General features: G+C 55.0%; 15 protein-coding genes. 10 read left to right on the forward strand and 5 right to left on the reverse strand.

From position 1 onward, the window contains the following. The first annotated feature begins 115 nt into the window (after nucleotides 1-115). From HALO_RS05840 to HALO_RS05855, 4 genes are read left to right on the forward strand one after another with little or no spacing between them, the layout of a single operon-like run. Nucleotides 116-619, forward strand: a complete 504-nt coding sequence (locus HALO_RS05840; protein WP_035585272.1) for a molybdopterin-dependent oxidoreductase — start codon at nucleotides 116-118, stop codon at nucleotides 617-619. Next, nucleotides 609-2,858 (forward strand): hybrid sensor histidine kinase/response regulator, encoded by a 2,250-nt coding sequence (locus HALO_RS05845; protein WP_035585270.1) that lies wholly within the window; start codon nucleotides 609-611, stop codon nucleotides 2,856-2,858. The genes HALO_RS05840 and HALO_RS05845 overlap by 11 nt, the downstream gene beginning before the upstream one ends. Next, entirely contained in the window at nucleotides 2,839-4,005 is a 1,167-nt protein-coding gene (nosP, locus tag HALO_RS05850) for a nitric oxide-sensing protein NosP (protein ID WP_092490814.1), read from the forward strand. Before HALO_RS05845 ends, nosP begins: the two co-directional genes overlap by 20 nt. Next, complete coding sequence (locus HALO_RS05855) at nucleotides 3,974-5,386, forward strand: hybrid sensor histidine kinase/response regulator (protein ID WP_035585266.1); 1,413 nt, start codon at nucleotides 3,974-3,976, stop codon at nucleotides 5,384-5,386. The genes nosP and HALO_RS05855 overlap by 32 nt, the downstream gene beginning before the upstream one ends. A 9-nt stretch (nucleotides 5,387-5,395) precedes the next feature. Here HALO_RS05855 and HALO_RS05860 read toward each other — a convergent pair whose 3' ends face one another. Continuing rightward, nucleotides 5,396-6,073, reverse strand: coding sequence for a response regulator (locus HALO_RS05860; RefSeq protein WP_035585264.1), 678 nt, complete (start codon nucleotides 6,071-6,073; stop codon nucleotides 5,396-5,398). 115 nt (nucleotides 6,074-6,188) lie between these two features. Here HALO_RS05860 and exaC point away from each other — a divergent pair, with 115 nt between their 5' ends. Together exaC and adhP are read left to right on the forward strand one after the other, a co-directional pair. Beyond that, the gene (gene exaC / locus HALO_RS05865; RefSeq protein WP_035585263.1) at nucleotides 6,189-7,709 is read left to right on the forward strand and encodes an acetaldehyde dehydrogenase ExaC; all 1,521 of its coding nucleotides are present in this window, start codon (nucleotides 6,189-6,191) and stop codon (nucleotides 7,707-7,709) included. 121 nt (nucleotides 7,710-7,830) lie between these two features. Further along, nucleotides 7,831-8,859: an alcohol dehydrogenase AdhP gene (gene adhP, locus HALO_RS05870; protein ID WP_035585262.1), complete on the forward strand. Its 1,029-nt coding sequence runs from the start codon at nucleotides 7,831-7,833 to the stop codon at nucleotides 8,857-8,859. 73 nt (nucleotides 8,860-8,932) lie between these two features. Here the strand turns inward: adhP and dauA are convergent, their stop codons facing one another. The 3 genes from dauA to HALO_RS05885 form a co-directional block, all read right to left on the reverse strand. After that, nucleotides 8,933-10,699: a C4-dicarboxylic acid transporter DauA gene (gene dauA / locus HALO_RS05875; RefSeq protein ID WP_035585261.1), complete on the reverse strand. Its 1,767-nt coding sequence runs from the start codon at nucleotides 10,697-10,699 to the stop codon at nucleotides 8,933-8,935. Nucleotides 10,700-10,849: 150 nt separating this feature from the next. Then, complete coding sequence (gene betT / locus HALO_RS05880; RefSeq protein ID WP_035585259.1) at nucleotides 10,850-12,898, reverse strand: choline BCCT transporter BetT; 2,049 nt, start codon at nucleotides 12,896-12,898, stop codon at nucleotides 10,850-10,852. Nucleotides 12,899-13,101: 203 nt separating this feature from the next. After that, nucleotides 13,102-13,524, reverse strand: coding sequence for a hypothetical protein (locus HALO_RS05885; protein WP_035585257.1), 423 nt, complete (start codon nucleotides 13,522-13,524; stop codon nucleotides 13,102-13,104). 148 nt (nucleotides 13,525-13,672) lie between these two features. Here HALO_RS05885 and HALO_RS05890 point away from each other — a divergent pair, with 148 nt between their 5' ends. Then, on the forward strand, nucleotides 13,673-14,626 hold the full coding sequence (locus HALO_RS05890) for an alpha/beta hydrolase (RefSeq protein WP_035585255.1): 954 nt from the start codon (nucleotides 13,673-13,675) through the stop codon (nucleotides 14,624-14,626). Between the two features lie 13 nt (nucleotides 14,627-14,639). Here HALO_RS05890 and HALO_RS05895 read toward each other — a convergent pair whose 3' ends face one another. Continuing rightward, nucleotides 14,640-15,140 (reverse strand): hypothetical protein, encoded by a 501-nt coding sequence (locus HALO_RS05895; protein WP_035585253.1) that lies wholly within the window; start codon nucleotides 15,138-15,140, stop codon nucleotides 14,640-14,642. Between the two features lie 366 nt (nucleotides 15,141-15,506). Between HALO_RS05895 and HALO_RS05900 the strand changes: the two genes are divergently transcribed. From HALO_RS05900 to HALO_RS05910, 3 genes are all read left to right on the forward strand, one after another. Further along, the gene (locus HALO_RS05900) at nucleotides 15,507-16,520 is read left to right on the forward strand and encodes a Bug family tripartite tricarboxylate transporter substrate binding protein (RefSeq protein ID WP_009287368.1); all 1,014 of its coding nucleotides are present in this window, start codon (nucleotides 15,507-15,509) and stop codon (nucleotides 16,518-16,520) included. A gap of 97 nt (nucleotides 16,521-16,617) precedes the next feature. Next, nucleotides 16,618-17,067 carry a tripartite tricarboxylate transporter TctB family protein gene (locus tag HALO_RS05905; RefSeq protein ID WP_027958069.1) on the forward strand — a complete coding sequence of 150 codons (450 nt, stop codon included), beginning with the start codon at nucleotides 16,618-16,620 and terminating at the stop codon, nucleotides 17,065-17,067. 9 nt (nucleotides 17,068-17,076) lie between these two features. Continuing rightward, nucleotides 17,077-18,585: a tripartite tricarboxylate transporter permease gene (locus HALO_RS05910; RefSeq protein WP_009287367.1), complete on the forward strand. Its 1,509-nt coding sequence runs from the start codon at nucleotides 17,077-17,079 to the stop codon at nucleotides 18,583-18,585. Nucleotides 18,586-18,587 lie beyond the last annotated feature (2 nt).

Consider the following 18,587-nt stretch of genomic DNA (forward strand, 5'->3'; position numbering starts at 1 on the left):
ACCCTGACCTGTTAAAGGAGATAGCGTAGTCTTTACGCTATCTTCTTCTATTGCTCCTGGCTGGTATAACCAGAGAGTAATCCTGTGTGAGGTGTTCACTGTGAAAGCGTTGTTAATGGGGTGGGTCGTGCTGATGTTCAGCACTCCTCTGGCGGGGCTTGCTGAATCGGCTAATGACTTAGAGGCGCCTAGCGGGCACGTTATCTTGACCGTCAGCGGTAATATTGACCATACCAACGTGGGCAGTGAAGCGCAGTTTGACCGTGCCATGTTAGCGGCATTACCGCAGCACGAGTTTGAGACCAGCACGCCTTGGACAGAGGGCAGCAGTCACTATAGTGGCCCGTTAATGCGTGATTTACTGGCGTTATTAAGCCAGGAGTATGATGCAGATGCAGTGCTCGTCTCCGCGCTGAACGGCTACGAAGCCGAAATACCGGTCAGCGATTTTAATGATCACGATGTTATCTTAGCCATGACCAAAAATGGTGAGGCGATTCCAATTCGAGAATATGGCCCTTTGTGGGTGCTTTATCCCTTTGATCAAGATGAAACGCTGTTAAGCGAAAAAATTCGCTTTAGAGCGGTATGGCAGGTTATGCATATTAATGTTCTCTAGCGCTTCTAATGCGCAGGCCTCCAGCCTACTGCGTTATCCTCTTCGTTTTAAGCTCGTTGCCATTGTCGCGGTGCTGCTGTTCGCTGCGGCACTGGTCGTCGCCACCCTGGCTGCGTGGCGGCAGGAAAATCTTACTCAAAGTCTGCGTGAAGATACGGCATGGGTTGTCTATAAACTGGATCGCGATGCGGTACAGCTACTGAATCATTTGCTGGCAGTGACCCGTGAGCCGTTATCACCTGCGGCTCACGAGGAACTCAATCTCCGCTTTGAGTTACTCTATAGCCGCATCACGCTGCTTAACGACGGTGAAGTCAGCAACCTCCTGCAACAGATCGATACCGCCCGTGAGCTACTGAGCCAAATCCAGCAGCAGCTTGATGTGCTGGATATTATGTTTACGCCCTACAATGCGCTCGAACTGAACCAGTTGCCGGTAGCGTCGCTGGAAGATGAACTACAGGCGCTAACGCGGCTAACTGAACGGTTGGTGATTGCGATTAACGGCTATTTAGCTGAATCGGCAACGGAAGAGCGTGCCCAGCTTAGCCTGCTTTACAAGCTACTTATGAGCCTGATTATTGGCATGAGCTTAGCGGCCTTTCTGGTGATTGCCTTTTTGGTGCGCGAAATGCGTGAAAGTGCGGCGATAAGGCGCAATCAGGAGAAGCTTGGCCGCCAGTTGGAAGTCACTGCCAAACAGGCTCAGGCGGCGAATCAAGCCAAGTCAGATTTTTTAGCCATGGTCAGCCATGAAATTCGCACGCCGCTAAACGGCGTTATCGGCATGAGCGAGCTGTTACGCGAATCAGCGAGTCCCGCTCAGGTGGAGGATTACGCACAGACGATCCACGATAGCGCCAATCAATTGCTGGCAATGATCAATGAAATTCTCGATTTCTCAAAAATTGAAGCAGGGTACTTAACCCTTGAAACATCGCCCACAGAACTCAAACCGCTGATTGATAGCGTGGTGGTGCTGTTTGCGCCCCGAGCAAAAATGAAAGGGCTAGCGCTGACGGTTAATGTGGATGCGCTGGTGCCAACCTGGGTGCTGGTCGATGCAGGCCGACTGCGGCAAATTCTGCTAAATCTTATTGCTAATGCGATCAAATTTACCGACCACGGTGAAGTCCGCGTGCGGGTCTCCTCAACGGTGGAGCAGCTACTCTTTGAGATTAGTGACACGGGGTGTGGCCTAAGCGAACAGCAACAACAACGCTTGTTTGAGCCTTTTCAGCAGGCAGACGCGTCGGTGGCACGTCGATTTGGTGGCACTGGGTTAGGGTTGGCAATTTGCAAACGGCTAAGCGAAGCGATGCAAGGGCGTTTAGGGGTAAAAAGTACCCCAGGCCAGGGGAGTACCTTCTGGTGCGAGTTGCCCTTGATCGCCGCTGACCCCGTAGCAACATCGCTGCCCCCAGTGCCCAAGCGGGACTTTGCCGGCACAACGCTGCTGCTTGTAGAGGATAACGCTGTCAACCGCAAAGTCGCGATGGGTTTATTGGCGCGCTTAGGGTGCGATATCGTCTGGGCGGAGAGTGGCCATGACGCCTTGGCCATGGTTCAGTCGCAGCAGGTGCATCTGATCTTTATGGATATTCAGTTGCCTGATATGGATGGCCTAACGGTCACCCAGCGTCTGCGTGAACAGGGCGGGTGGTTAGCCAGTGTACCGATCGTTGCCATGACGGCCGGTGGCGCCGAAGATGACCGACAACGCTGCCTGGCAGTGGGTATGGATGATTACGTCACCAAGCCGCTGTCGCTCTCTGCATTAAGTAACGTACTGGCGTTGCAACTGTCCTCCTTGGACACTATGCCTTTACAGGCGTTAGCGGTGATCCCAGGGCTCACTGGAGAGCAATCGTTGCTTAATAGCGACACCCTTAGCATGCTGAAAACAGCGCTGGGGGAAGCCAGCATGATCCAGCTGATCATGCTTTACCACCAGCAAGTCAGTGATTACTCCGCTCAATTGGCTGCGTGCTTGGCTGCAACCCCCTTAACGCCAGAGCAGGAACAGCAAGTCGCGCGGCTTGCGCATCAACTGCGTGGTGAATCATTAAGCATGGGGGCCGACAAGATTGCCGAGCTGGCAAAACAGCTTGAGACATTAGCCAAAACACAGCGGTCCACATCCACGCAACTTGATGAAGTATTTAGTACGTTAAGGCTCGCAGCGGCGCATACGCATGCTGCACTGGAGAGGTGGAGCCGTGACCACTTATCAGGCTGAACRGGGTATTCGCACTGCGACCAGCCAGCAGACTAATGCTAACCAGGCCGCGGCGGAGCTAGCCGACATTTTACGCCACGAACACTTGGGCTTCGTGCTGTTCTTCTGCAGTGCGGAGTATGATTTAGCGGCCCTGGCGAATGCACTGGAAAGCTGTTTCCCCACCACGTCACTAAGTGGCTGTACCACAGCTGGAGAAATAACGCCTGCAGGCTATGATCGTGGCTCCATCGTGGCTATCGGATTTGATCGCCGCCTGTTCGCCATTGAAACCGCGCTGATTGATGACCTTGAGCATTTTGAGCTGGCCAACGCTCAACCGCTGGTCGATACACTGTTGGAGCAGTGTCGCCAACAAGTCATCGCGCCGATTAATGAGCACAGCTTTGCGCTGACCCTACTGGATGGCCTATCCAGCCGTGAAGAGCAGGTGCTCGCTACCTTAGACGCTGCGCTAGGGCGTATTCCCAGTTTTGGCGGCTCGGCGGGTGATGACAATCACCTTAGCCATACCCATGTGTACACCGCCGGGCGCTTCCATACGCGTGCGGCGGTGGTGGTGATGATCAACACCCGGCTGCCCTTTGAAGTGTTTTCAACCCATCACTTAATCCCATTGACCCACAAGCTGGTGGTGACCGAGGCTGACCGTGAGCAGCGGCGGGTGATTGAGCTCAATGGGCTACCTGCCGCCCAGGTATATGCTGAGCTGGTAGGTATGGCGCCTGCACAGCTGAGCGCCGCCGTTTTTGCCCGCCACCCACTCGCCGTGCGCATCGGTGGGCAGCACTATGTGCGCTCCATTCAACGTGTTAACAGTGACAGTAGCTTGAGTTTTTACTGTGCGGTGGAAAACGGCATTGTACTCACGGCCATGCAGCCAACCCCGCTGTTGGATGATCTCAAAGTGATGCTTGCCGGGGTGAGCGCCAGGCTGGGGACGCCGAGCATGATTATTGGCTGCGACTGTTTTTTGCGCCGCATGGAGCTTGAGGCACTGCAACAACTGGATCAGGCATCACAACTGCTGCGCCAAGCAGGCGTAGTGGGCTTCAATACCTATGGCGAGCAGCATCACGGCATGCATGTGAATCAAACGTTTACGGGGGTGGCGTTTGGATCTCTTCCAGCTAACGACAGCCACTGACGCGGCTGAACACACAGCAGCGGCAAAGGGCTCTGATGAGGCGGACGTGGCAGCGCTGCGGGAAGAGAACCGCCGCCTGCGTAAAGTGTGCCAAGCGCTGATGGAGCGGGTGGAAACCGGGGGCGGTGCTGATCCGGCCCCCTATGCGGCGTTTGAGCGCTCGGTGTTACTTGCCGAGCAGGTGCGTGAGCGCACCGACGCGCTGCACCGCACCTTAGACGAGCTGAGCCAAGTTAATACGCGCTTGCTGGCCGCGAAAGCCGAAGCTGAAGCCGCCAACCTATCCAAAACGAAATTCCTGGCGGCGGTCAGCCACGACCTGCTGCAGCCGCTTAACGCTGCCCGGCTGTTTGCCAGCGCCTTGGAGACCCATTCGCTGCCTGAAACCTCGCAAATGCTAGTCAGCCATATAGGCCGCTCGCTGAAAGATGTCGAAGGTTTGATAGGCACACTGGTGGATATTTCGCGCTTGGACGCAGGTGTGCTACACGCTGATAAAGCGCCTTTTGCGGTGAGCACGCTGCTCGATGCGCTAGCCGAAGAGTATCGCCAAGTGGCCGGGGTGCGGGGACTGGCGCTTCACTATGTGCCTTCCAGCGCGGTGGTTGAGTCCGATCTGGCGCTGCTTGCGCGGGTGGTTCGCAACTTCTTAAGCAACGCAGTGCGTTACACCGACCAGGGCCGTGTGCTGCTGGGCTGTCGACGCAGGCGGGACGGCCTGGAAATTATGGTGGGCGATACCGGCCCCGGCATTCCCGAGCAGCAGCGCGAAGCCATCTTTCTCGAGTTTCGGCGCGCTAATCAGCCTAACAGTGCCCACAGCCGTGGCTTGGGGCTGGGGCTGGCCATCGTCGATCGTATCAGCATCATGCTGGAGCAGCCGATATCGCTGGCCTCTCGCCCCGGCGTGGGTGCGCTATTTTCGATTACCGTGCCCTACGCAACGGCAACGGTTCCCGCAGTGAGCAACACGCGTAGCGCGATACTGCCTGAGGCTGACGAGGAGGCGTTGAGCGGCTGCGTCATTTGGGTGATTGATGACGACCTGGCGATTATAGAAGGCATGCAAGCGCTGCTGGGCAGTTGGGGCTGCCGGGTGCGGGCTGCCGCCACGGTAAGTGCGTTGGAAGCCGCCAGTGACGGTGAACGCCCGGCGGTATTACTGGTGGATTATCATTTGGGCGAGCACCGCGAAACCGGTATTGAGCTGGCCGCACGCTTGCAGCGGCGCTATCCCGGCCTGGCTGCGGTGGTGATTACGGCCAATCACGAAGCGGAGATTAAGCGTGCCACCCGTGAAGCCGGCATGCACTGCTTGCTCAAACCCTTAAAGCCCCTGCGGCTGCGCATGCTGCTTGGCACGCTACTCAATAAAGCCTAATGGCGCAGTCTAACGAGTGCGGTTGGCCCGGTGAAAGCTTAGGTCCTCTTCGCCCGCAATAACGATCGCGTGAACCCGGCTCGTGGCATTCAGCTTACGTAAAATCGCCGAGACATGGGTTTTAACGGTGGTTTCGGCAATCAATAGTTCCCGGGCAATATGCTTGTTCGACATGCCTGTCGTCATGCACGCCAATACCTCTAACTGCTTATCGGTTAAGCGTGCTAAGCGCTCACTGGACGACGAAGTCTGGGTGGTGGGTTGTGCCAAAACAGCGCGCGGCGCTGGGCGGCGCATCACATCGGGCGGCAGGTAGAGCTGACCCTCAAGAATCTGTGTTAACGCGGCCAGCAGCGCTTCCCGGGGGGTGGATTTAGGGATATAGCCCACCGCGCCCAAGGTAATCGCATCGAGTACCAGCTGGCGCTCCTGATGCGCAGATACGATCGCCACCGGCAGCGAGGGAAATTTCTCGCGCAGCCGTGTTAAACCGTCTAGCCCTTCTGCATCCGGCAGGCTTAAATCCAGCAGCAGTAGATCTAACTCGGTGTTCGCTTCAATTAGCGCTATGGCGTCAGCGAGGCTCTCCGCTTCCAATAACTGGCTGCCTGCCAAGCCCCCGCTAATCACGGTTTGTAGTGCGTCGCGGAACAGCGGATGGTCATCCGCCACCAACAGAGAATACATGGCGTCTCCTACCAAGGGATGAGGGCTAATCCTGCCATCGGGCTATATCGCCATTTGCTTTAGTGAACAACACTGTCAATGCACCTAAATAATCATAATACTCAGGAGCACGACAATGATCTACGCCAACCCTGGTGATACCGGCTCTTTGGTGTCATTTGAAAAACGCTATGGCAACTATATCGGTGGCGAGTTTGTCGCCCCGGTGAAAGGCCAGTACTTCGACAATATTAGCCCCGTCAATGGGCATGTGTTTTGCGAAATCCCCCGCTCCACGGCAGAAGATATCGATAAAGCGTTGGACGCAGCCCACAAAGCGGCACCTGCCTGGGGGAAAACCTCCGTCCAAGAGCGCAGCAATATTTTGCTGAAAATTGCCGACCGCATTGAGCAAAATCTGGAAATGCTTGCCGTCGCGGAAACGTGGGATAACGGTAAAGCGGTACGCGAAACCCTCAATGCGGATCTACCTCTCGCCGTTGACCACTTCCGCTACTTTGCGGGCTGCTTACGCTCGCAGGAAGGCACGGCGGCGGATATCGATGCCAACACGGTTTCTTATCACTTCCACGAGCCGCTGGGCGTAGTGGGCCAGATTATCCCCTGGAACTTCCCGATTCTAATGGCGGTTTGGAAGTTGGCACCGGCACTGGCGGCGGGTAACTGCGTGGTGCTCAAACCTGCCGAGCAAACCCCAGCATCGATTTTGAAAGTCGTCGAATTGATTGGCGACCTGCTACCTCCGGGCGTGCTTAATATCGTCAACGGCTTTGGCGCCGAAGCGGGTCAGGCATTGGCCAGCAGCAAACGCATCGCCAAAATCGCCTTTACCGGCTCTACCCCCGTTGGCTCGCATATTCTGAAATGCGCGGCGGAAAATATTATCCCCTCCACCGTAGAGCTGGGCGGTAAATCTCCCAATATCTACTTCGCTGATATTATGAACGCCGAACCGACGTTTATTGATAAAGCGGTAGAGGGCTTGGTACTGGCGTTCTTTAACCAGGGTGAAGTGTGTACCTGCCCGTCTCGCGCGCTGATCCAAGAGAGCATGTACGAAGAGTTCATGGCCAAGGTGATCGAACGCACGAAAACCATCAAGCGCGGTAATCCACTGGATACCGATGTGCAGGTAGGGGCTCAGGCTTCCCAAGAGCAGTTCGACAAGATCATGTCGTACATGGATGTCGCTCGCGACGAAGGCGCGGAGTTCCTCACTGGCGGCAATAAAGAGACCATGGACGACAGCCTTAACAGCGGTTACTACATTCAGCCCACGCTGTTGAAGGGCAATAACCAGATGCGCGTCTTCCAGGAGGAAATCTTTGGCCCGGTGGTGGCGGTGACCACGTTCAAAGACGAAGAGGAAGCGCTGGCGATTGCCAACGACACCGAGTTTGGCCTGGGCGCAGGCGTGTGGAGCCGCGACATGAACGTCGCTTTCCGCATGGGCCGCGGCATTCAAGCCGGGCGTGTCTGGACTAACTGCTACCACCAGTATCCGGCCCACGCGGCTTTCGGTGGCTATAAGAAATCCGGCGTTGGCCGCGAAACCCATAAAGTTGCCCTTGAGCACTACCAGCAAACCAAAAACCTGCTGGTCAGCTACGATATCAACCCGCTGGGCTTCTTCTAAGCGTTCTGCTAGCCACACCGCCCGGTATTCGCCGGGCGGTATTGTCAGTCCCCCTGACGCTGACTCTACCGATAAGAGCCGTTTTTAAATGGCCGTATCGAAAACTATTAGGAGTTGCATCATGGATAGCACAATGCGCGCGGCGGTCGTTCGTGAGTTTGGCCAGCCGTTGGTCATAGAAGAAGTCGACGTACCTCGCCCTAAGCAGGGCGAAGTGTTGATGAAAGTGGCGGCCTCTGGGGTTTGCCATACCGATTTACACGCCGCCCACGGCGATTGGCCGGTGAAACCCTCGCCGCCATTTATTCCCGGCCATGAAGGCGTTGGGCATATCGTGGCGGTGGGTGCAGGTGTCACCCATGTCAAAGAGGGGGATCGTATCGGCGTACCCTGGCTCTACTCGGCCTGTGGCTACTGCGAGCACTGTTTGGGCGGTTGGGAAACCCTGTGTGAGTCTCAGCAAAATACCGGCTACAGCGTTAACGGTGGGTTTGCCGACTACACCTTAGCGGATGCGGGCTATGTTGGGCGCCTGCCGGATGCCATCGACTTCATTGAAATAGCTCCGGTGCTGTGTGCGGGAGTGACGGTTTATAAAGGCTTGAAAATGACCGATACCCGCCCCGGCCAGTGGGTGGTGATTTCGGGCATTGGTGGTCTGGGCCATATGGCGGTGCAGTACGCCAAAGCCATGGGGCTGAATGTTGCCGCGGTGGATATCGATGATGGAAAGCTAGCCCTGGCCGAGCGCTTAGGCGCTACGGTAACGGTTAACGCCATGAACACCGACCCGGCGGCGTACTTGAAGAAAACCATCGGTGGCGCTCACGGTGCCTTGGTCACAGCGGTATCGCCGAAGGCGTTTGATCAGGCGCAGAATATGCTACGCCGCGGCGGAACGTTGGTGCTCAATGGCTTACCGCCCGGCGACTTCCCGCTGCCGATCTTCAGCACGGTGCTCAACGGTATTACCATTCGTGGCTCTATCGTCGGCACGCGGAGTGATTTGCAGGAGGCGCTGGATTTTGCCGCCGAAGGCAAGGTCAAAGCGACGGTAGCAACCGATACGCTGGACAATATCAACGACATTTTCCAGCGCATGATCGACGGCAAGATAGAAGGCCGTATTGTGCTTGATATGGCGAGCTGAAAGCTGGCTATATAAGCAACCGGGGGAGGCAACTCCCCTTTCTAATGCCACCGTTGCCATTACATCGCCGCTATTAAGTCCCCGCCGTCACCTTGCTGCTATCCTGATCCCGCCAGCCCAACCAACGTTGCGACATGCGCTCGGCGTGGGCAAGGTTGCTGACGACCGCTAACTTACCCGCTTCGCGCTTAATGCCCGCGCGTTTAATTTTCAGCGCCATACGCGGCGGCAGTCCAACAAATATAACGCCTACGTCTTGCTCACCCAGTTCCCGGCGCAGGCTGTCCAGCGCCACCATGGCGGTGGTGTCCAGGCTGGGCACATCGCGCATATCCAAAACGACAATCCGAACGCCGTGATCAATCACCCGCAGCGTGGCAATAGCCTTTTCTGCCGCACCGAAAAAGAGCGGGCCACTGATTTTGTAGAGCGCTACTTCGGCGGGGAAGTGTTGGCCGGAATCGGGTGTGTCTAAACGCTGGGTATGGGTTAGCTGTGCCATACGGCGGATAAATAGCGCCGCCGCAAGGCCAATACCGACGGCCACCGCGATCACCATGTCAAAAATTACCGTGAGGGCAAAGCAGATCACCAGCACTGATACATCGCTGACGGGCGCGCTTTTCAGCGTATGTACAAAGTGGCGAGCCTCGCTCATGTTCCAGGCAATGATAAACAGCAGGGCGGCTAAGGCGGCCATGGGCACATATCCCAGCACACCCGCTAGCGCGACCACGGCAAGTAATACCACCAGCGAATGCACCACCGCGGCGACAGGTGAACAGGCACCGCTTTTGATATTGGTCGCCGTGCGGGCCAGGGCCGCGGTGGCGGTAATGCCGCCAAAGAAGGGCACCACCATATTGCCCAGCCCCTGGCCAATCAGTTCGGCGTTAGGGTCATGGCGGGTGCGGGTTAGGCCATCCGCCACTACGGCACACAGCAGCGATTCAATCGCCGCCAGTAGTGCAATCGCCAATGCCGGGCCAAGCAGCGCCTGAATCAGTGCAAAGTTGATCTCAAGTGGGGTGCCATCTGCGCCGGGAAAATGCCACGGCGCGGTGAAGCTAGGCGCAAAGGGGGGGATTCCACTGCCGCTCTCACCTTCGAACTCCCAGCTAAACCGTGAAGCGATGGTATCGACTTCAACACCACTCATCAGCAATAGCGCAGCCACCACCGTGCCCACCGCCAAACCTACCAGCGGGGCAGGTACAGGCGTATTCAGGCGGGGCCAGATTAACAGCGTCGCCAGGGTGATAAGCCCAACACTGATCTCTGCTGGTGAAAGTGTGGGTAGCGCTTGGCCAATCAGCATTAGGTTCTGCAGGGTGCTGTCGCCAAGCTCGACCCCGGATAAACCAAGAAAGTCAGGTAGTTGCAACAGCGCAATCACCACGCCAATGCCCGCCGTAAAGCCAAGAATCACCGGGTAAGGGACGTACTGAATCAGACTGCCCAACCGCGAAAGTCCCAGCGCGACCAAGATAGCACCCGCCATGAGCGTGGCAATCAGCAGCCCACCCAGACCGTGATTGGCCACAATAGGAAAAAGAATGACCACGAAGGCGGCGGTGGGGCCCGAGATATTAAACCGTGAACCGCCGGTTAAGGCGATCACCGCGCCCGCTACGATGGCAGTATAAAGCCCGTGCTGGGGTGGCACGCCGGTGGCGATTGCCAGTGCCATGGAAAGCGGTACCGCCACCACACCAATCGTCAGTCCCGCCATAACATCGCGCTTTAATTTGGCCAGCGTATACCCTTCACGCCAAGTGCTTACTAGCGCACTGCCAGGCAGCGGGAAAACGTAAGCCGAAGAGCGATGGGCACGGGACATGGGGCCAGTCTCCTAAGAATAGGGAAAACAAGTCATTACGCTACGCCTGCGCTGAAATTTGCACAACAAGGCGTTAGTCGCGGAGTCGTTTGCGCACAAAAAATCCCGGCACGTGGCCGGGATTGTTTTTTCGCTTAAATGCTAGCGCCGTTACATTTGGGAATCTTCAGGGGGCTCGCCGATAGTGCCAGGCATCGCCTGCACATGGCCCATCTGCTGACCGGCCAAGGTGAGGAAGTGCAGATGGCGTTCATACTCAGCCACCAGATCTCCAATTACCTGACCACGGGTGTAACCGTTAAGGTCTTTATCTTGACCACCTTCTGCTAGGTAGACGTCCAGACGTACATAGAAGTCATCATCGGCGGGGATGAAGCTTGGTGTACGCATGCGGTGCGGGCACACCTGATAGACAAAGCTGGTAGCTTCGCCGAAGTCGACCTGGAGCATCAGGTTAGGTAGAGATTCGCCCTCAACGTGTTCTTCGGTCACATTGGCGGTTTGGCCTCGGCTTTCAAGCTCCTGAGCAAACTGCGTCATCGCTGGGCGAATGGAGTGCTCAATCGTCGCAGCGGCACCTGCACGATTAGAGGTATCCAGGGCGCGATCCAAACGCTCCTTCCAGTCTCCGCCTGGGGCGCCTCCGGCAATCATGCGGCGGGCATCGGCTTTGCTACCTTCAAGTTTCAGGGCTTTATACATGCCCACCATCACCGCGAAAATAACCAGCGAGAAGGGCAGTGCGGTGATCACCACAGCGCTCTGCAGCGCGTTCAAGCCACCGGCCATGAGCAGGGCAATGGTGATCAAGCCGATCACCGCCGACCAGAAAATACGTAATTTAACCGGCGCATCGTGGTTCACATCGCTCAAAATCGAGGTGAAGTTGGCCAATACCAGCGCACCCGAATCCGCAGAGGTGATAAAGAATACGATGCCCAGCACGGTGACGACCGCGGCGGTAAGACCTACATAGGGATAGTACTCAAGCAGTGTGTAGAGCGTGGTTTGCGGGGTGTTAAGGGCCTGCTCACCCAGCTCGGCAACACCTTGGTTGGCGACCAGCTCAATACCGCTGTTACCAAATACCGACATCCACACCATCATAAAGGCGAGCGGAATAAACAAGGCGCCTGCGACAAATTCACGAATGGTGCGGCCGCGGGAGATACGCGCCAGGAACAGACCCACAAACGGTGTCCAGGCAATCCACCAGCCCCAGAAGAAGATCGTCCACCACATCTTCCACTCTTGGGCGCCTTCATCGGCAAACGCGTAGGTGTCAAAGCTGGCACCGACAAACCCAGACAGATAATCACCTGCGTTATTGACCACCTTATCCAGCAAAACCAGCGTGTCGCCGGAGAAGAGCACGAACAGCATCAGCGCCAATGCCAACAGCATGTTGAACTCAGAGAGGCGACGAATGCCTTTCTCAACGCCGGTTACCACAGAAATCGTTGCCAGTACGACCACCAAGACAATCAAAATCACCTGCACGGTGAGCGTTTCCGGCACGCCGAACATATAGGTGAGGCCGTAATTGAGCTGCATCACCCCAATACCCAGGCTGGTGGCGATGCCGAACACGGTGGAGATCACCGCAGTAATGTCGACAGCGTTACCAATGGGGCCGTGGATACGCTTGCCCAGAATTGGGTAGAGCGCGCTGCGGATCGCTAGCGGCAGGCGGTGGCGGTAGCTAAAGTAGGCCAACGCCATACCCATCAACACGTACAGCCCCCAGCCGGAGAGCCCCCAGTGCAGATAGGTTTGAACGACGGCGTTACGCATCGCTGCCTGGCTTTCCGGGGTTAAATCCGGCGGTGCCAAATAGTGGGCAACCGGCTCGGCAACACTGAAAAATAGCAGGTCGATACCGATACCCGCGGCAAACAGCATGGCAGACCAGGAGAGCAGCGAAAACTCAGGTCGTGAGTGATCGGGCCCCAAGCGGATGCTGCCAAAGCGTGACATACCAATCGCAATGACAAAGACCAGATACGCCACAATGGCGAGCATGTAGTACCAGCCAAAGGTTTTGCTTACCCAAGCAAGGCCGGCATCAAAAAAGGCACCTGCTTGTTCGGTGAACAGCATGGTGAGCACCAAAAAAATGATGATACCCGCCACACTGCCGTGGAAAACCACGGGGTTGAGGCGGTCGCGGGAGGGGAGGATGGGGTTGTCTTTCGCCATGCAGGCGGACTCCTGTTGTTGAAAGATGATTTTATTTTGAATGAACGTTCAAATAAAATACGCGATTAAGCGCCCCCCTTCAAGTTAACCTCCTCTATTTGGGTTGAATTAGCGTGAAGCTAGCAGTGTGGTGACGAACGCATAGATACAAAAACGCCCGGGGATACCGGGCGTTGGCTCTACTTTTGACGATTTACCCGCGTTTATTCGCTATCGGCATGCTCGTCTCTATGATCATCGTGGTGGCCACCTTTGCCATGCTTGCCACGATACTCTTCATGGGCTTCTTGCATGGCGTTGCGCAGTGCTTCTTGCTCTTCTTCGGTGAGAATTTCAGCTACACGCTCGTGGTGTTCTTCGCGCAGTGACTGCATGGCTTCACGATGTTCGGCGTGTGCCTCGTTGAGCTCGGCCTGTTTTTCAGCTGAGATATCAGCACGCTCGTACACCTCTTGGCGACGCTCCTCCATGCGTTCTTCCATACGCTCGCGATCAGGGCCTTGGCCTTCATGGTCACCGTGGCTATGCGCTTGAGCGGCAAACGCTAATGGCATAATGGCGATAGCCAGCAGGGCAGGGGCAAACAGTTGGCGAATTGACATTTTCTTAGCACTTGAAACGTTCATAGTTCTCTCCTGGTGAGTTGACGATGCCAGTATCACTAGGCGGCGTGCAAACCGTTTGCAGATAGTGTGCAACAATCATGATCTTATTGGCTTGTTGCAGGTCGTAGTGGGTAGGTGAGGGGTCACCTATTAATCCAGGAGAAACATAATGTCGCGTACCAAGCTAATTCGCGAGTGGCAACAGCATGGAGCACTTACCACCCTACGCCGAGTTACTGGCCTAGGGGCGGTTGCCTTATTGCTAAGTGGCTGTAGCGCTGTCCAGCACGTTAGCCAAGGTGATGACCCTGCCATTGAAGGTAGTCAACTGCACGAACCCCAGCCCTTTACACGCATTCCGCCAGCAACCTACACGCCAGACGAGTGGCCCCAGGCGTTAACGGCGGACGTTTACCTGCCTAATAATTTAAGTGACGGGCTGCGACCAGCCGCCTTGGTGGTACACGGTGGTGGCTGGCGCAATCGAACGCCGGAAGATATGCAGGGCATCGCCGAGCAGTTGGCGGGGCAAGGCTACGTGGCGGTGAATATTGAGTACCGTTTTGCGCCGGAGTATCGCTTCCCTAGCCAGTTGCATGATTTGCAGCAGGCGATGACCTGGATTCACGCTAATGCGGATGAGTGGCAAGTGGATACAAACCGAATTGTAGGCGTTGGGTTTTCATCCGGTGCGCATTTGGTGAGCTTGCTGGCGGTGGCGGGAGCAGAAGGGCCGCTGGCCGAACCCTACGGCGGCGAGCAGAGCCGTTTAGCCGCGGTATTGGCTGGCGGGCTACCCAGTGATTTGCTCAAATTTGATGATGGGCGCTTAGTGGTCGACTTTATCGGCGGTACCCGCGCTGAAGAAAACGAAGCATATCGCTTAGCCTCACCCGCGCGGCAAATTACCCCGAAGGCGCCGCCTTTTTTTCTGTTCCACGGCAATTGGGATCAACTAGTGCCGGTCGATCACGCTACGGACTTTTATAAAGCCCTGCAGGACAACAATATAGAGAGCGAGCTTTACCTGCAGCGCTGGCGCGGCCACATTACTAGCTTCCTGCTGCGTGGCGGCGCCATAGATGCGGGCATCGCGTTTCTCAATCGGCAGGTCAATCCTTAACGCCTATACGTCATCAAGACATGGCCAATGACATCATTCCGACAACAGCGTCATCATCAAGATCCATCTGAGTGACGAGTTTGCTTAGTTGGCTCATAGCCTCTTGAAGCGAATTATTGAGGCTACTGATTTCCTGTTGCAGGGCGTCAAGTTTTGCTTGTCGTTGTTCATCGTTTAGGGACTGGTCGCGCATAACATCTTCCAGTTCCTGCTGTTTCTCCCTTAATTTTTCTCTATATTCAGCAACTCGCTTTAGTAACTCTTTGACCTCCTGTGGGAGATCGCTTTCATCGATTTTAGTGTTCTTCGCTTCCTGTGTGTTACCAGCCTTTTCTGAAGCTGAGGCTATGCCTCTAGCCACGGGCGAAAGATCCAAGTGAATGCTGGTATTGGAATCCGTCGTTGCGGCTTTGGAAGAGACCGATGTTGTTGTTACTTGCTGGGCATTTGACGGCTCACTACGTAAAGGATGTGCGTCTAAAGGGGCACTCCCGGTAGGTAAAGAGATGGTCATGGCAATCTCTCGATAGTGTTAAAGGCTATTTTAAGCAGGCGCAACAGCGACTACGCAGGCCTGCTTAGGGAAATAGGTTCTAAGCAGGCTAATAGTACTATCGACAGTCCGAACCAATACTTTAGCTTACGCTAAGAAACACCTAGATAACCTGAAAGTCAGTGGAATATTGATAGCGATCTTTTTCTGCACAGCCATTGATGCAGGCATCGCGTTGTTCAATCGGCAGGTAGTTAGTGAGGACTAGACTTTAGTTGCGTTCTTACTTTATGCAAGGTTGGTGACAGTTTCGGGGAGTAGCGTTCTAAGCTCACAGCGAGATACCTGTGCGAAAACCAAACAAACCTATAAAAAGAGAGCCACGCTATGCTTAACACTTCCAGTGCTTCCTTATCGTTTAATATCAAATCGATATTGGTAGGGGCAACGGCCGCCATTGCCTCTCTATCAATGGCGCTTCCTGCTGTAGCTGACGACTTTCCCTCTCGACCGCTCAACATGGTGGTAGGTTTTGGCACCGGCGGAAGCGCGGATCGTATGACCCGCATGATGTCAGGGCCTATTTCCGAAGAGCTAGGTGTGCCGGTACAAGTAACTAATCGCCCCGGTGCGGGCACTCAGGTTGCTTCTAATTACGTCCTTAACGTGCCTGATGATGGTTATACCGTCTATGCCTCGACGTTTGCTCCTTACTTAACCAACTCGATCCTGACTGGTGATGCAGAGTTTAGTGTCGACGACTTTTCTTATATCAACTTCCAGTGGTTTGATTTGGATCTAATCGCTGCAAATAAAGACAGCGGTTATGAAGACCTGCCAAGCCTGCTTGAAGCGATCCGCGAAGAAGAGGGTCAAGTACGCGGTGCGGTGGTTCAAGGCTCTGCTGGTCACTTAATGGTGCGCTTGCTACTTGATGAAGCAGGTATTCCCCAAGATAACCTCAACTTGGTGACCTATAACAGCGGTGGCGAAGCCCGTTCAGCGGTAGCGGGTGGGCAGGTGGATTTCGTCTCTATTAGTGCCCAGGGCAGTGAGGGAATCCGTGAGTTCTTAACCCCGTTGGCGATCGTAAGTGATGAGCGCATTGAGCAGTGGGATGCACTCCCAATCAATGAAGCGCTGGCGCCGATGAATCTTGAGGTGCCCGTTCTTCAGGGCTCAATGCGCGGCTTTGCAGTGACCAGTGAAATGGAGCGCCAGCATCCTGAGCGTTTCGAGAAGATCTCCTCGGCTATTCAAAGTGCGCTTGCCCGCAAAGATGTTCAAGAGCAGCTTGAGCGCAACGAAATGGGCGGCGTTTGGGTAGGCCCAGAGCGCTCCAACGAGCTGATGCGCGAAAACTATCAGGTGTTTGAAAAATACGCTCACCTGCTTAACTAATTTTCACGACCAGGTTTTTCCGAACAGTTTTTTCGAACTAGTCCTTCCATGATAGCTGGCCCCTCACATTAATGAGGGGCCAGTATGGGGTTTTACCATGTCTGAATGTAAACGTGACTATGGGGACTTTATCGTTCTCATGGGTCTGGCTGGCTTTACACTATGGTATTTATTAGACGCCATTCGCGTATCCGCCACACCGCAAAACCTGCTGCTTATATTGCCACTTGCCGTTATCGTGTTAGCGATTATTGCACTCGAGTTGATCCTGCGTATTAAACACGGCTCGCTGTTTCGCTCCTCTGAAGAAGAACCGCTGCATAAAACATTACCTGTTGTGGGTCTCTTCGCCGCCTATGTAATGTCGCTTGAAGCGATAGGCTTTGATATTGCCACCGTAGCGTTTCTGGCGCTTTTCCTGATCCTTAAGGGGGAGCGCAATTGGTTGTTGGTAGGTGGTTATAGCGTCGTTTTTGGGCTGAGTGTCGCGTTCTTTTTCTCGCAGATGCTGCCGTACCCGATGACACTGCTGCTGCTTCCAAGCTGAGGAGATACCATGATTGATTTTGGCGCAGTAGGGCAGAGTTTTGATCTGCTTTTTTCTAATTTTGGCCCTTGGTTGGTGGTAGTGCCGGGTATCGTACTGGGGCTTATTTTTGGCGCAACGCCAGGCCTGCAGATATCAATGGCTATGGCCATTTTCCTGCCGATGACCATGTACATGGACTTTATTCAAGCCATGTTGTTCCTTACCGCTATTTTTACTGGCGGCTCATTTGGTGCCGGTATCCCAGCCATTCTGATGAATATTCCGGGTACCTCTTCGGCAATCGCTACCGCGTTTGATGGTTACCCCATGGCGCGGAAGGGGCAGCATAACCAGGCGTTAGGTGTCGCGTTAGCCTCCTCGGTGATTGGCGCGCTGATGGGCTACGTGGTGCTGTTCTTTATGATACAGCCGCTTTCCTACATGGTGCTGAGATTGGGGCCAGCAGAGATGTTTGTAGTGATTCTCTGGGGGATGACGCTGATCGCGAGCTTAAAAGGCGAACAGGTGCTTAAAGGCTTGATTGCAGGGTTTGTTGGCCTGTTAGTCGGGACGATTGGGTTTAGCGAAATCGGCTTGGCACGCGGTACGATGGGGCAGACTTACCTGTTGGACGGCGTGCCTGTTATCCCTGCCATGATGGGTATGTTTGCGGCCTCTGAGCTATTTAAGCTGGCCAACAAGGGCTTCATCGTTGAATCCGCCGATGCCCGTAAGGTCAAGGTGAGCGAGATCTTCGAAGGTTGCAGAATGGCGATGCGCTATCCTGTTGTGATGATTCGGGGTGGTTTGATCGGGGTGTTGGTCGGGGCGGTTCCTGGTGTGGGCTCATCCGTGTCTAACCTGCTCTCTTACATAGAAACTAAGCGCCGTGATCGGGATCCCGACTCATTTGGGAAAGGCAATCCGAAAGGGGTCGTGGCATCTGAGGCGGCTAACAGCAGCTCCGAAGGGGGCTCGATGGCAACACTGCTGGCACTAGGGATTCCCGGCGGTGGCGCTACAGCGGTAATGTTAGCGGCGTTTGCTATGCATAACATCACTGGCGGCCCGCAGTTTATTCGCCAACAAACGGATGTGGTTTACGCGATTATCTTCGCTAACTTTGCCCAGGTGTTTCTACTGGTGATCATCGGCTTACTGTTTATTCCTCTCTTGGCCAATATCGTCAAAGTGCCCATGCGCTACTTGATTCCTTCTGTGTTGGTGCTGGCGGTAATGGGATCCTTCGGGCTAACCGGCAATATGACTGGGCCCGCTACGGTGCTGGTGTTTGCGGTGATCGGTTGGATATTTCGCCACTACGGCTACTCCGTACCCGCCGCTGTGATCGGCATGCTATTAGGATCGTTGGCTGAAAAATCGCTACTTCACTCCTATCAAATCAGTGGTGGCGACATTACGTACGTTTTTGAGCGCCCAGTAACGCTGGCTATTTTTGCCTTACTGCTGATCTCACTATTTAGCCAGCCTGTAATGAAGCGGCTTAAAGCGCGCCAAGAGGCTGCTCAACTATGATT

Origin of the sequence: Halomonas sp. R57-5 (assembly GCF_900070345.1) — a bacterium.
Taxonomy (GTDB): domain Bacteria; phylum Pseudomonadota; class Gammaproteobacteria; order Pseudomonadales; family Halomonadaceae; genus Vreelandella; species Vreelandella ventosae_B.